This is a genomic window from Streptomyces sp. NPDC019890 (genome assembly GCF_044903445.1).
In the GTDB taxonomy this organism is placed as follows: domain Bacteria; phylum Actinomycetota; class Actinomycetes; order Streptomycetales; family Streptomycetaceae; genus Streptomyces.
Genome location: NZ_JBJDQK010000001.1, coordinates 286,376 through 298,926, shown reverse-complemented (window position 1 = coordinate 298,926; position 12,551 = coordinate 286,376). Strand labels below are relative to the sequence as shown.

The 12,551-nt window shown below is 68.7% G+C and carries 15 protein-coding genes; 9 read left to right on the top strand and 6 right to left on the bottom strand.

All coding sequences use genetic code 11. The features are described 5' to 3' along the window. Positions 1–292 precede the first annotated feature (292 nt). Positions 293–1,831 carry an ATP-dependent DNA ligase gene (locus ACI2LP_RS01265; protein ID WP_404722455.1) on the top strand — a complete coding sequence of 513 codons (1,539 nt, stop codon included), beginning with the start codon at positions 293–295 and terminating at the stop codon, positions 1,829–1,831. Positions 1,832–1,838: 7 nt separating this feature from the next. On the opposite strand, the gene ACI2LP_RS01260 is transcribed toward ACI2LP_RS01265, so the two are convergent. Further along, positions 1,839–2,345, bottom strand: a complete 507-nt coding sequence (locus ACI2LP_RS01260; protein ID WP_404722454.1) for an FBP domain-containing protein — start codon at positions 2,343–2,345, stop codon at positions 1,839–1,841. Positions 2,346–2,455: 110 nt separating this feature from the next. Between ACI2LP_RS01260 and ACI2LP_RS01255 the strand changes: the two genes are divergently transcribed. After that, positions 2,456–2,761 (top strand): 4a-hydroxytetrahydrobiopterin dehydratase, encoded by a 306-nt coding sequence (locus tag ACI2LP_RS01255; RefSeq protein WP_404722453.1) that lies wholly within the window; start codon positions 2,456–2,458, stop codon positions 2,759–2,761. A 104-nt stretch (positions 2,762–2,865) separates the two neighbouring features. Here ACI2LP_RS01255 and ACI2LP_RS01250 read toward each other — a convergent pair whose 3' ends face one another. From ACI2LP_RS01250 to ACI2LP_RS01230, 5 genes are all read right to left on the bottom strand, one after another. Next, positions 2,866–3,360, bottom strand: coding sequence for a hypothetical protein (locus tag ACI2LP_RS01250; protein ID WP_404722452.1), 495 nt, complete (start codon positions 3,358–3,360; stop codon positions 2,866–2,868). 129 nt (positions 3,361–3,489) lie between these two features. Continuing rightward, entirely contained in the window at positions 3,490–4,233 is a 744-nt protein-coding gene (locus tag ACI2LP_RS01245; protein WP_404722451.1) for an alpha/beta hydrolase, read from the bottom strand. Between the two features lie 394 nt (positions 4,234–4,627). Next, positions 4,628–5,083: an RICIN domain-containing protein gene (locus ACI2LP_RS01240; RefSeq protein WP_404722450.1), complete on the bottom strand. Its 456-nt coding sequence runs from the start codon at positions 5,081–5,083 to the stop codon at positions 4,628–4,630. Between the two features lie 193 nt (positions 5,084–5,276). Further along, a complete protein-coding gene (locus ACI2LP_RS01235) occupies positions 5,277–5,699 on the bottom strand; it encodes a hypothetical protein (RefSeq protein ID WP_404722449.1) in 423 nt (140 codons plus the stop codon). Positions 5,700–5,887: 188 nt separating this feature from the next. Continuing rightward, entirely contained in the window at positions 5,888–6,724 is an 837-nt protein-coding gene (locus ACI2LP_RS01230; protein ID WP_404722448.1) for an aldo/keto reductase, read from the bottom strand. Between the two features lie 292 nt (positions 6,725–7,016). Here ACI2LP_RS01230 and pqqA point away from each other — a divergent pair, with 292 nt between their 5' ends. Genes pqqA through ACI2LP_RS01195 form a run of 7 tightly spaced genes read left to right on the top strand, consistent with a single transcriptional unit; the run spans position 7,017 to position 12,551 of the window. Then, the gene (gene pqqA, locus ACI2LP_RS01225; RefSeq protein ID WP_360880703.1) at positions 7,017–7,127 is read left to right on the top strand and encodes a pyrroloquinoline quinone precursor peptide PqqA; all 111 of its coding nucleotides are present in this window, start codon (positions 7,017–7,019) and stop codon (positions 7,125–7,127) included. Between the two features lie 11 nt (positions 7,128–7,138). Beyond that, positions 7,139–8,035, top strand: a complete 897-nt coding sequence (pqqB, locus tag ACI2LP_RS01220) for a pyrroloquinoline quinone biosynthesis protein PqqB (RefSeq protein ID WP_404722447.1) — start codon at positions 7,139–7,141, stop codon at positions 8,033–8,035. Continuing rightward, the gene (gene pqqC, locus ACI2LP_RS01215; protein WP_404722446.1) at positions 8,032–8,793 is read left to right on the top strand and encodes a pyrroloquinoline-quinone synthase PqqC; all 762 of its coding nucleotides are present in this window, start codon (positions 8,032–8,034) and stop codon (positions 8,791–8,793) included. The genes pqqB and pqqC overlap by 4 nt, the downstream gene beginning before the upstream one ends. After that, positions 8,790–9,050: a pyrroloquinoline quinone biosynthesis peptide chaperone PqqD gene (gene pqqD, locus ACI2LP_RS01210; protein ID WP_404722445.1), complete on the top strand. Its 261-nt coding sequence runs from the start codon at positions 8,790–8,792 to the stop codon at positions 9,048–9,050. The genes pqqC and pqqD overlap by 4 nt, the downstream gene beginning before the upstream one ends. Further along, the gene (pqqE, locus tag ACI2LP_RS01205) at positions 9,047–10,156 is read left to right on the top strand and encodes a pyrroloquinoline quinone biosynthesis protein PqqE (RefSeq protein ID WP_404722444.1); all 1,110 of its coding nucleotides are present in this window, start codon (positions 9,047–9,049) and stop codon (positions 10,154–10,156) included. The genes pqqD and pqqE overlap by 4 nt, the downstream gene beginning before the upstream one ends. Beyond that, on the top strand, positions 10,153–11,772 hold the full coding sequence (locus tag ACI2LP_RS01200; RefSeq protein WP_404722443.1) for a glycoside hydrolase family 88 protein: 1,620 nt from the start codon (positions 10,153–10,155) through the stop codon (positions 11,770–11,772). The genes pqqE and ACI2LP_RS01200 overlap by 4 nt, the downstream gene beginning before the upstream one ends. Then, a complete protein-coding gene (locus ACI2LP_RS01195; protein ID WP_404722442.1) occupies positions 11,769–12,551 on the top strand; it encodes a heparin lyase I family protein in 783 nt (260 codons plus the stop codon). Before ACI2LP_RS01200 ends, ACI2LP_RS01195 begins: the two co-directional genes overlap by 4 nt.

The window sequence follows — 12,551 nt, the reverse complement described above, 5'->3', positions numbered from 1 at the left end:
GCCGCACTGTGGGTGCGGTGGACTCGGCCGGGTTCCGGCGCCGCGAAGCCGGCGCTTCAGGGGCCGGGGGCGCAGCCCCGAACTCTCCCGGGGTCCGGGGCGGAGCCCCGGTTTCGGGAAGGGGCGGGTGGGGGATCTTCCCGGCCGAGCCACGGCACCCCGCACCCGACGGACGCCCGAGCGACGCTTCCCGTGGACCCCCGCACCCCCCAGACCCCACGCAACGCGCACCGCACCGCACTGCACCGCGACCCCACGTGCGCCCCCCGCCCCCGCGAGGCACCATGGCCCCATGCTTCTGGCCCGGCTCGCCGGCACGTCACGAGACGTCGCCGCCACCTCCGCCCGCTCACGGAAGATCGCCGCGCTCGCCGATCTCTTCGCCGGCACCCGCCCCGACGACGTCGCCCTCGTCATCGCCTATCTCGCCGGCCGTCTCCCCCAAGGCCGCATCGGCATCGGCTGGAGCGTCCTCAAAGAACCCACCCCGCCCGCGGCCACCCCCACCCTCACCGTCTCTGCCACCGACACCGCGCTCACCGCGCTCGCCGACGTCACGGGCCCCGGCTCTCAGGGCGAGCGCAAGCGCCTCGTCCACGACCTCATGGCCGCCGCCACCGCCGATGAGCAGGAGTTCCTCAGGCGGCTGCTGATAGGCGAAGTACGCCAGGGCGCGCTCGACGCGATCGCCCTGGAGGCCGTCGCGAAAGCCGCCGGCGCACCCGCCACAGACGTACGCCGTGCCGTCATGCTCGACGGCTCGCTGCCCCGCGTCGCCCGCGCCCTGCTCGCCGAAGGACCCTCCGCCCTCCAGCAGTTCCAACTCCGCGTCGGCACCCCCGTACTGCCCATGCTCGCCCACACCGCGAAGACGGTCACCGAAGCGGCGGGGGCCCTCGACGCTCCCTGCGCGGTCGAGGAGAAACTGGACGGCATCCGCATCCAGCTGCACCGCCGCGGCGACGACATCCGGATCTACACCCGGTCCCTGGACGACATCACCGACCGCCTCCCCGAAGTCACCGACGCAGCACGGCAGATGACAGGCGATCAGTTCATCCTGGACGGCGAGGTGATCGCGCTGGACCCGGCCGGGCGCCCGGTGCCCTTCCAGGACATCGCCTCCCGCGTCGGCTCACGCGTCGACGTGGAAGCCGCGCGGGCCACGCTGCCTCTCTCGCCCGTCTTCTTCGATGTGCTCGCCGCCGACGGGGAACCGACCCTCGACCTCCCCGGCACCGAACGGCACAGCGCCCTCGCCCGCCTCGTACCCGAGCCGATGCGCGTGCGCCGTACCCTCATCGAAGACCCGGCGGACGCCCAGCAGACCGCCGCCGCGGAGGAGTTCTTCACCGCAACCCTGCGCCGCGGCCACGAGGGCGTCCTCGTCAAAGCGCTCGACGCGCCCTACGTCGCGGGCCGCCGCGGCCGCTCCTGGCTCAAGGTCAAGCCCGTCCACACCCTCGACCTCGTCGTCCTGGCCGCCGAATGGGGCCACGGCAGACGCACCGGGCTTCTCTCCAACCTCCACCTCGGCGCACGGGCCGCCGACGGTACGTACGTCATGCTCGGCAAGACCTTCAAGGGCCTCACCGACGAGATGCTGCGCTGGCAGACGGAGCGGCTGCGTGAACTGGCAACCGACGACGACGGTTTCACGGTGACCGTCCGCCCCGAACTCGTCGTCGAGATCGCGTACGACGGAGTGCAGCGCTCCCCGCGCTACCCGGCCGGCGTCACACTGCGCTTCGCGCGCGTGCTGCGCCACCGCCCCGACAAGCCGGCCGAGCAGGCCGACACCATCGAGCAGGTCCTGGATTCCCGCGGCTGACTCCGGGTCAGCGCAGCCCCAGCACCTTCTCGGTGAAGGCCGTGAGATTGTCGACCGTGCGGGTGATTCGCTCGTCGAGGCCGAGCGTCTCCTCGTGCAGTCCGCCGCGCAGCTTGGGCTGCTTCCGGCCGCGGATGTAGAGCGAGCAGGCGAGATCCGCGCAGAGGTACGTGCCCACGGTGTTCCCCTCCCGCCCCGCGGCCCCGGCCAGCGGGGCGGCGAACAGGCTCACCCCGGACGAGGCATGCCCCGTGAAGCAGGCCTGGCACATGCTGGACTTGACGGCACTGGTCCGTCCGGCGGAAGGCACCCGCAGGGTCACGCCCACCGGACGGCTCTCCCGGGGCAACACAAAATGCGCGCGCAGCGGCGCACCCGGATCGGTCCAGCCGAGAAAGTCGAGGTCGTCCCAGGGGAGCTCGGCGAAGTCGACGGGCAGTTTCATGCGCGTGGCCTCGCCTTTCGTGCAGTTGACGAAGGATCCGCGTATCTGCTTTTCGGTCAGTGGCTCCACCGGTGGAACGTACACAGAGCGCGTTTGCACGGGCATCCCATTTAAGGTGGCCGAAGCCGCCACCGTTTCCTGAGCCGTTTTTTGAGCCGCTTCCTGAAGGGATCCCGGTCATGCCCACAGAGCCGCTGTCGCAGAAGGAGATCGAGGACCGCCTGCGGGAGCTCCCCGGCTGGTCCCTGGAAGGCGACCGGATCGCCCGCACGTACCGCCTTCCCAACCACTTCGCGGCCACCGCGATGGTCGTGCACATCGCCCAGATCCAGGACAAGCTGAATCATCACTCGGATCTGACGCTGGGCTACAACACCGTCGCTGTGTCGGTGAACACCCACGATGCGGGAGGTGCGGTCACCGAGAAGGACTTCCAGCTGGCCCAGCGGGTGGAGGACATCGCCGCAGGACACGGCGCGAGCTGAGCCGACGCGTCGGGGACGCGGACCCATGGGCCGGTGGCCGCGCCGACGGATCAGCGTGGCGTCGCGAGGAACCGTTCGGTCACGCGGCGGACCGTCGTCGATCGTCAACGGCGGCCCGGCCGGGGTCGCGAACCCACGCGCGCCGGCATGGCCAGTTCGGCCCTTAGCGCGTCTTCCAGCGCGGAAAGGCCTTCCTCCACGCCCTGGAGCGGCCACTCGTCCGCCGTTGAGCTGCCCCCGAAGGCCACGGGCTGGACGCGGAGCAGGGCACTGTGCACCTCACTCACAGCGGAACGAACCTCGTCGCCAGATATCAGGGACGCCTCGACGATCCACTTGTAGGCGGCCGACCGATTGTCGAGCAGTTTCCCGTCATCCTCGTCCTTCAAGATGGAGGCGAGAGAGTCATGCCAGCCGTAGAGCCTGATCAAGAGGTCCCTGTAGAGGCCCTTCTTGTCATCCAGCCAGCGGACCTGTTCCGCATGTGCTCGTTGTTCCTGCTGGATTCGTACCTGTCCGCGCTGAGCAAGCCATGCGCCTGCAAAGCCGGTTACCGCTCCCACCGTTGTGCCTGCCAGTCCGACCAGTGCAGCTTCCATGACTGCTTCCTAGCAGAAAACCCGCCCTGCGAGCAGAGAAGGATCAAGGTCGGCCGACGCCGGCCAGTGTGTGCTGAACGCGCTGATCGGGCGTGGAACCCGATCAGCACGTCGCGGACAACAAGGGTGTCAGCTCAGGTGCCGGGCGAAGAACCGCAGGGAGCTGTCGAGCTCGAACATCGGGACCTCCGCGTGCTTGCCGGGGTTGGCGTGCAGGGTCTTCTCCGCTGAGGCGAAGAGGTCGAACAGCGCCAAACTCGCCGCCCGCGGCACTCTCTCATCGTCCCACTGCACCAGGAACTCCAGCGGTACGGTGATCTGCGCGGCGGCCTCGGCCGAGGTCTCCGCCCCGTTCAGACCCAGCACCGCCGCGCGGATGCGAGGCTCGGCGGCGATGAACGGAACACCGAGTCCGCAACCCAACGACATCCCCCAGTATCCCACCGGACCGGCGCCGACGTGGTCGAGTTCCTGGACCGCGTCCAAGACCGCCCGCCATTCCGGGACGCTCTGGCCGGCGAGGAGTGTGTGGAATTCGGCGAGCACCGGAGCCACTTCCCCTCCGGTCTGCATGCGGGTTCGCATCTGGGCGATGACCCGGTGGTGTTCCTCATTTCGCGGCCGGTCGCCATGGGCGGGCGCATCGACGGCCGCCACCGCGAAACCGCACTCGGCCGCGAAGCGGCGGGCACGCGCCACGATGCCGGGGGCCTTCTTGTGCTGGCCACCGCCGTGTCCCATCAGGATCAGGGGGCGGGCTCCGGCGGCGCTGTCCGGAGTCCACAGCACGCCGGGGATTTCACCGAAGGTGAAGGAGAGGGTGAAGAGCTGTTCGGTGACGCCGTCGGACGACGTCTGAGAGGTGAAGCGCATGTGCGTTTGAGGCCTTTCGGGATGCCTTCTGCGAGCACTCCCTAGCCCATGCAAGGGAGGGAGCCCCGACCTGTCACAGCGTTGATCGGTCTCACCTCCTCACGTTCGCAGCGGCACTTGGCGGCGCCGAACGTACCACAACCGGCTTTACCTGCCCGCGATCTCGCACCAACGCGTACTGCTCCCGTTCCCTTTGCTCGCGGCCCAGGACCTGCCGCGCAGTCCGTCAGACTCGCGTTGTGCCCGTCGAGCCGTCCTTCGCGCTGAGCGCCGCCTTCAAACGCGTACGGGGCATCAGTCCGCAGGAGCCACCGGGCGGGCGGCGCTTTGCCGGACCTGCAACACCATTCGTCGTAACGGCGCCGCCTGCCGGTAGAGAGCAGGGGAGCGGGAATCAGGGGCAGCGCTCCAGCTGCCACCACTGGCCGGGTGAGTCGGTGTCCTCCCACTGCTGCACCCGCGCGCCCTCGTCCTTGCTGCCGTTCGCGACTTCGAGCAGCAGACCGCTGATGAAGCTGACGATCGTGACGGTGCCCGGCGCGTCCAGATGTCTCTCGACGATCCACTCCTGGGCGCCGAAGTTGTTGGGCCGCCACTGCTGGATACGGGCGCCGTTCTCGGTCGACGCGTTCGCGACGTCCAGCCGCTTGCCGCTGGCGGCGTTCACGAAGTGGTAGAGCCCGCTGCCGTTCGGCACGGGGTCGATCTGCCACTGCTGCCCCGGGGTCCCCGTCTCCTTGGCCTGCTGGACAACGGCGCCGCCGCCCTTGGCGCCGCCGTACACCTCCAGGAGCAGCCCGCTGGCGATGTTGCGCACCAGATAGAGCCCGGGTTTCAGTGGCCCGCTCAATGTCCGTACTCCTTGCTCTGCGGTGTCGCGTTCGCGCAGAACAATCGTACGAGAGGGGTCTGACACACCGCCGGGCCGAATGACCGCCCGTCCCGGGGAACGAAGCCCTCGCCGGACGCCTCACGGCCGCGAGGGCTCAGCCCGTGCCCGGTGCACCGCCTATCGGTGCACCGTGTATCGGCGCACCGCCAGGTCAGCGCACCGCGACCTTGAAGACCGGCGAGCGCGTGCCGCCTCCGACGATCCGCAGCTTGTTCTGGCCCTTGAGGCCGAGGTAGACGCGCATCTTGAAGGCCGACCTGTGATTGAGCTGCATGGACGCCGGCAGAGTCACCCATGTGTCGCCCTGCTTCTGCTGGAGCGTCACCGTGGTGCCGGGGGACAGGTGCCTGGCTGCTCCGTAGACGCGGAACTGCTCCCACGCCCGGACGCCAATCACTGTGGCTGTCGCGGTCAGCTCGGGTCGTACGGGGTCCGGTCGCGCGCTGTCCTGGCCGGTGGCCGACGTCCGCGCGGGAGGTGTCGGGGACACGACGGCCATTGCTACGCCGACCGACCCGGCCAGCACGGCGGCGGTCGCGACTCCGGCGACGGATGCGCGTCTGAAACGCTCCATTGGGGGCTCTCCTGGGTGAGGGAACGTGGAACTGTTGATCACCAACCCTAGACATAGTGGTCGTAAATATGATGAATCGACGCGCTCGCGTCGAGCGGCTCATACGACAGCGCCGCCCGGCACGAGCCGGGCGGCGCTGTCGTATTGGGATCTGAGGAGGCTGTTGCCGAGCCGGGCCGATTCGTCGCTCAGGCGCCGTAGTCGAACGTCGCCGGGTTCGGGCCGAGGCGCTTGCCCTCGTCCAGGACGGCCAGAGCGCTCATGTCCTCGTCGTCCAGCTCGAAGCCGAAGACGTCGATGTTCTCCCGGATCCGGGACGGGGTCACGGACTTGGGGATCACGACATTGCCGATCTGCAGATGCCAGCGCAGCACCACCTGGGCCGGTGTGCGCTCGTGCTTCTGTGCGATCGCGACGACCGTCGGGACCTCCAGCAGGCCCCTGCCCTGGCCGAGCGGAGACCAGGCCTCGGTTTTGATGCCGTGCTGGGCGTGGAAGGCGCGCAGCTCCGCCTGCTGGAGCTGCGGGTGCAGCTCGATCTGGTTCGCCGCGGGGACGATCGAGGTCTCCTCGATCAGCCGGGTCAGGTGCTCCGGAAGGAAGTTGGAGACGCCGATCGCCCTGGCGCGGCCGTCGGCGTAGATCTTCTCGAAGGCCTTGTACGTGTCCACGTACACACCCTTCGAGGGCACCGGCCAGTGGATCAGATACAGGTCTATGTGGTCGAGGCCCAGCCTGTCCAGCGAGGCGTCGAAGGCGCGCAGCGTGGAGTCGTACCCCTGCTCGCTGTTCCACAGTTTGGTGGTGATGAAGAGTTCCTCACGCGGGATGCCGGAGGCGGCGACGGCACGGCCGGTGCCCTCTTCGTTCTCGTAGATGGCTGCGGTGTCGATGCTGCGGTAGCCGGCCTCCAGGGCCAGGCCGACCGCCTTCGTCGCCTCGTCGTCGGGCACCTGCCAGACGCCGAAGCCGAGCTGCGGCATCGCGACGCCATTGTTGAGGCTGATGGAGGGGACCTTGCTCACGAGCGGTCGATCCTTACGTCGTCGGCTGGTACTCGGATGCACTCGAATGCACGCGAAGGGTCAACGATCTACCCCCTGGGTGCATTCCCGCCACCGAAGTTGGCGTGATACAGCTCCGACCTTATCGGTCCGGACCATTGACCGCGTCTCATCAAGACGCAACTCTATGGCACATAACTGAACGCCGGTCGCTCATGTGAACAGGCGTCCAGTCCTGCTCCACCATGCGTCACGGCGCAATCGCTCATGAATCACTCCTGACCCCCACATCTCAGGAAGGCAGGTACGGCTCATGCAGGACAGCAAGGAAACATCGGAGGAAACGGTCAACTGGCAGACCCCGGAGTATGTGGTCGTCGAGACCGCTCTCGAGGTCACCGCCTACGCCCTGACCGACCGCTAGGCCCCGCCGCCATGCTGCTGCAGGTGCTCGGCAGCGCGGCGGGCGGCGGACTGCCCCAGTGGAACTGCGCGTGTCCCGGCTGTGCCGGGGCACGCGCGCACCCGCACCGGCGCCGTCGTCACGCCTCACTCGCCCTGCGCGCGGACGAGGGCCGCTGGTATCTCGTCAACGCCACCCCCGACATCGGCGACCAGATAGAGGAGAGCCACGCGCTGCGGCCCGGGCCCGGACCGCGTGAATCCCCCGTGGCGGGCGTCATCCTGACCGACGCCGAACTCGACCACACGCTCGGCATCGCCCGGCTGCGCGAGGCCGAGGGCTTCGACATCCTCGCCACCCGGCCGGTACGGGACGCACTGCTCGGCCGGCTGCGGCTCGGCGAGGTGCTCGCCCCGTACACCCGTATCGAATGGCGGGAGTTGGGCCGCGAAGCAGAACCGCTCGACAAGCGCGGCAGCGTGGAGATAGCTGCCGTACCCGTTTCGGCCAAACGCCCGCGCTATGCCGCCGGCACCGGAGTGGACGAGCACACCTGGGTCGTCGCCCTGCGGCTGCGGGAGAGAACCACCGGCCGCAGTCTGCTCTACGCGCCCGCCCTCGCCCACTGGACCGACGCCTTTCAGCAGGCCGTCGAGGAGGCCGACTGCGTCATCCTCGACGGCACCTTCTGGGACGACGACGAGCCGAGGCGGACGGGAATCTCGGCCGGGACAGCAACCGGAATGGGTCATCTGCCGATCGACGGGCCGAACGGCACGGCGCGACGGCTCACCGGACTGCGCGCCCGCTGCCTCTATACGCACCTCAACAACACCAACCCCCTCGCGGACCCGGACGCCCCGCAGCATGTGCTGCTCGGCGAATGGGGACTCGAGGTCGCCGCCGACCGGATGGTGATCGAGCTGTGAGCACAGTCGCCCCGCCCGCTGCGGGCACCGATGAGTTGTGGGGCCCGGCGGAGTTCACCGCGCACTTACGTGCCGTACCCGCCGAGCGTTACCACGACCGGCACCCGTTCAACGTACGGATGCACGAAGGCGCCCTCACCCCGGAGGAGCTGCGCCGCTGGATCCTCAACCGCTTCCACTACCAGCGGCACATCCCCGTCAAGGACGCGCTGATCCTTGCCAAGTTCGACGACCCGGCGCTGCGCCGCTCCTGGCTGCGCCGGATCCAGGACCACGACGGACTCGTCGAGGGCGAGGGCGGGATCGAGCGCTGGCTTCGGCTCGGCGAAGCCGCCGGGATCGAGCGCGATCGGCTGTGGTCGGGAGCGGAAGTGCTCCCGGGCGTACGGCTCGCGGTCGACGGATACGTCAACTTCTGCCGGCTGCGCTCCCCGCTCGAAGCCGTCGCCGCCTCGCTCACCGAACTCGCCGCGCCCACCATCATGCGCACCCGCATCGACGCCTTCGAACGCCACTACCGGTGGATCGAGGCCGACGCACTCACCTACTTCCGCACTCGCATCGGGCAGGGCGGCCGCGACAGCGAAGAGGCGCTCGCGCTGGTACTCGCATGGGCGCGGACCAGGCAGGAGCAGGAGGCGGCCGTCGGGGCCCTCCGGTTCAAATGCGACGTGCTCTGGTCCCTGCTCGACGCCATCGACGCCATCGACGCCATCGACGCCATCGGCACCATCGAGGGCGCGGGGGAGCGGACATGACCGACAGCTGGAAACCGGTGCTCTCACGGTCGGTGGTGTTCCGACACGACGGGGTGCGCGGCACCGATCTGCTCGTACTGCCGGAGCGTGTGGTGGTGCTCCAGGGCAACGCCGGATCCATCGTGCGGCTCTGCGACGGCGCGCGTGACGTCGACGCGATCGTGGCGGAGCTGGCCGAGCGGCACCCGGGCGCGCCGGTGGCCGAAGAAGTCCCGGTGTTTCTGGGCCGACTGCGCAAGGAGGGCTGGCTGAAATGACGGACCGCATCCGCACGGACGTCGATCGGCCGTGGGCGCTGCTCGCGGAGCTCAGCCACGGCTGTCCGCTGCACTGCGCCTATTGCTCCAACCCCGTCGAACTGGTCGGTCGGTCAGAGGAGTTGACCACTTCACAGTGGGCCGAAGTCTTCCGGCAGGCCGCTGACCTGGGTGTCGTACAGAGCCATCTGTCCGGCGGCGAACCGCTGCTGCGCCGCGATCTGACTGAGATTGTCGCCGCGGCCGACGGTGCGGGCATCCACACCCAGCTCGTCACCAGCGGCGTCGGGCTCCACGAGAAGCGGCTCGCGGCCCTGACGGCGGCCGGGCTGCGCAGTGTGCAGCTCTCCGTCCAGCACGCCGACCCCGCCACCTCGGAGCTCATCGCCGGAGCCCGCTCCTTCGCAGCGAAGGAGCGCGCGGCCCGGCTCGTACGGGAGGCGGAGCTGCCGCTCGGCCTCAACGTCGTACTCCACCGGGGCAACCTGGACGCGCTCGACGACCTGGTCGAACTCGGTCAGGCCTGGGGCGCGGAGCGGATCGAGCTGGCCAACGCCCAGTTCTACGGCTGGGCTCTGCGCAACCGGGCCGCCCTGCTGCCGGACCGGCAGCAGATCGCCGACGCTCTCGAACGCGTCGAGCGTTGGCGGGAGCGGCTGGCCGGGCGGATGGACCTGGTGTGGGTCGTGCCCGACTACATCGACGGCACCGCCAAGCCCTGCATGGGCGGATGGGGCGCCCTCTCACTCACCGTCGCACCCGACGGCACGGTCTACCCCTGCCCGGCAGCCGCCGCGCTGCCCGGCCTGGACGCACCCAATGTCAAGGACCACGCCCTGGAATGGATCTGGCGCGAGTCGAAGGCGTTCACCATCTACCGCGGCGAGGAGTGGATGCAGGAGCCGTGCCGCAGCTGCGAGCTGCGCACCAAGGACTTCGGCGGCTGCCGCTGCCAGGCGTACGCCCTCACCGGCGACGCCACCCGTACAGACCCGGTCTGCCGTCTCTCGCCGGACCACGCGTTCGTACGCGACCTCGTCGACCACCCGCCGATCCCAGAGCCGGTGGCCGCACCCGCGTACGCCTACCGCAAGGAAGGACCATGAAGCGATTGACTCCCCTCTTGCTGGCGGCCGCTCTCGTCGGCAGCGCCCCGTCCGCCGTGCCCGCGCTCGCGGCCGCCCGGCCGACCGCAGTCCAGTCGTCCGCCGCAGAGCCGTCGGCCGCAGAGCCGTCCGCCGCCCCCGGCGCTCGGTACGAGGCCGAGAACGCCGTCATCCACCAGGGCGCCGTGGAGAGCAACCACGCCGGATTCACCGGATCCGGATTCGTCAACTATGCCAATGCGGCCGGGAGCCACGTCGAATTCACCGTGGACTCAGCCGAGGCCCAGAGCACCACGCTGGGCCTGAGATTCGCCAACGGGACCTCGGCGGACCGGCCCCTCGACATCACCGTGAACGGCCAACTGGTCGCCGACGACGTGGCCTTCGCATCCACCGGAAGCTGGACCGGCTGGCAGACCAAGACGGTCACCGCAGCCCTGAAAGCCGGGTCCAACAGCGTACGAGCCACCTCCGCCACCGCGGTCGGCGGCCCCAACCTCGACTCGCTCACCGTCGGCGAAAGCCCCTCCGCCGCCGACTGGTCGGTCGCGATGGTCGAGTCCACTACGGCGCGCTACTCGCCGAGCCAGATCGGCGGCTGGTCCTATCCCGTGGGCCTGTATCTCTACGGCCAGTACCTCGTCTATCAGCGCACCCACGACGCCCGCTATCTCAGCTACATCAAGAGCTATGTCGACCGATTCGTCGACAGCGCCGGAAACATCGGGCAGAGCTTCAACAATCTCGACAGCATGCAGGCCGGACGGCTGCTCACCATCCTCCACCACGAGACGGGACAGGCGCGCTACCAGAAGGCGGCGAAGAAGATCCGGGAGCGGCTGGCCACCTATCCGCGCACCTCGGAAGGCGGATTCTGGCATTCGACTTCGGACTCCCGGCGCAGCCAGCTCTGGGCCGACGGTGTCTACATGGTGAATCCCTTCCTCGTCGAGTACGGAAAGGAATTCGGCGACTCGGCGTACACCAGCAATGAGGCGGCCAAGCAACTCGCCGTCTACGGCAGCCATTTGCAGGTCGGCAGTGGGCTGCTGAAGCACGCCTGGGACGAGTCGCGCGACGCGAGCTGGTCCGATCCGAAGACCGGTCTCGCGCCCGAGCACTGGTGTCGCGCGATCGGCTGGTACTCCATGGCGATCGTCAACGTCCTGGACGCCGTGCCCGCCGACCATCCGCGCCGAGCCCAGCTGCTGACCCTGCTGCGGAATCTCGCCGCGGGCATCGAGAAATACCAGGACCCGGCAACCGGCCGCTGGTTCCAGGTCGTCGACAAGGGCTCGCACAGCGACAACTGGACCGAGACGTCCTGTTCCAGCATGTTCACCTTCGCCCTCTCCCGCGCCGTGCAGCAGGGATATGTCGATGCCCACTACGCACAGGTGGCGCAGCGCGGATATCAGGGCGTGCTGCAGAAGATCTCGCTCGGCGGCGACGGACGCACCAATCTCACCGACATTTCCATCGGGACGAATGTCGGGAACTACAGCTACTACATCCAGCGCGACCGGAAGACCAATGATTTCCACGGTCTCGGTGCGTTTCTCATCATGAACGAACAACTCCGGGCGAACAACTCTGGTCGAGGTGAAGGAAAATGAACACATCCCGCAGAGCCGTACTGGGCGCAGCCGTCGGCAGCGCAGTGGCGGCAGGAGTGCCGTCGCTCGCGACCGCGGCGAGCACCGCCTCCTGGCAGCTGCGCTGGTCGCCCTCCGCGAGAAGCGACAAGCTCAAGGCCTTCGAGACGATCGAGGACGACCGGGCGGGCTCCCACCCGGCCGGCGCACCGCACATCTTCGCCGAGGGCGACAACTTCCGGTTCACCATGCACACCGTGGACCGGGACACCAGCACCGACCGGCAGCGCCACGAGGTCACCGGCTGCCGCAACGGCAGCTCCTACCTCCAGTGGAAGTCCGGCCAGACCTGGCGCGTCACGTACTCGATGTACATCCCGAGCACGCTGAAGGCGACCACAAGCTTCACGCACATCATGCAGATGAAGCAGCCCGGCGCCGGCTCCTCGCCGATCGTCGTGCAGTCGCTGCGACGCGTGAACGGCGTGCAGACCATCGAGCTCAGGGTCATCGCGGGCGATGTGCTCGTGGGCCGTACGAACCTCGAACCGCTGCACAACAAGTGGACCGACGTCGACTTCCAGATCAAGATCGGCAACGGCACGTCGGGATCGGTCCGCTGGATCCTCAGGAGCGGCGGCACCACGGTGATCGACAAGTCGACGTCGGGCGTGGACACCTTCCTCGCCGACCGGGTGCGCCCCAAGTGGGGCATCTACCGCTCTCTGGGCGACAGTTCGGGCTCCCTGCAGAACTGCCACATGCTCCTCACCAATATGCGCGGCTATCAGCTCGTCTGA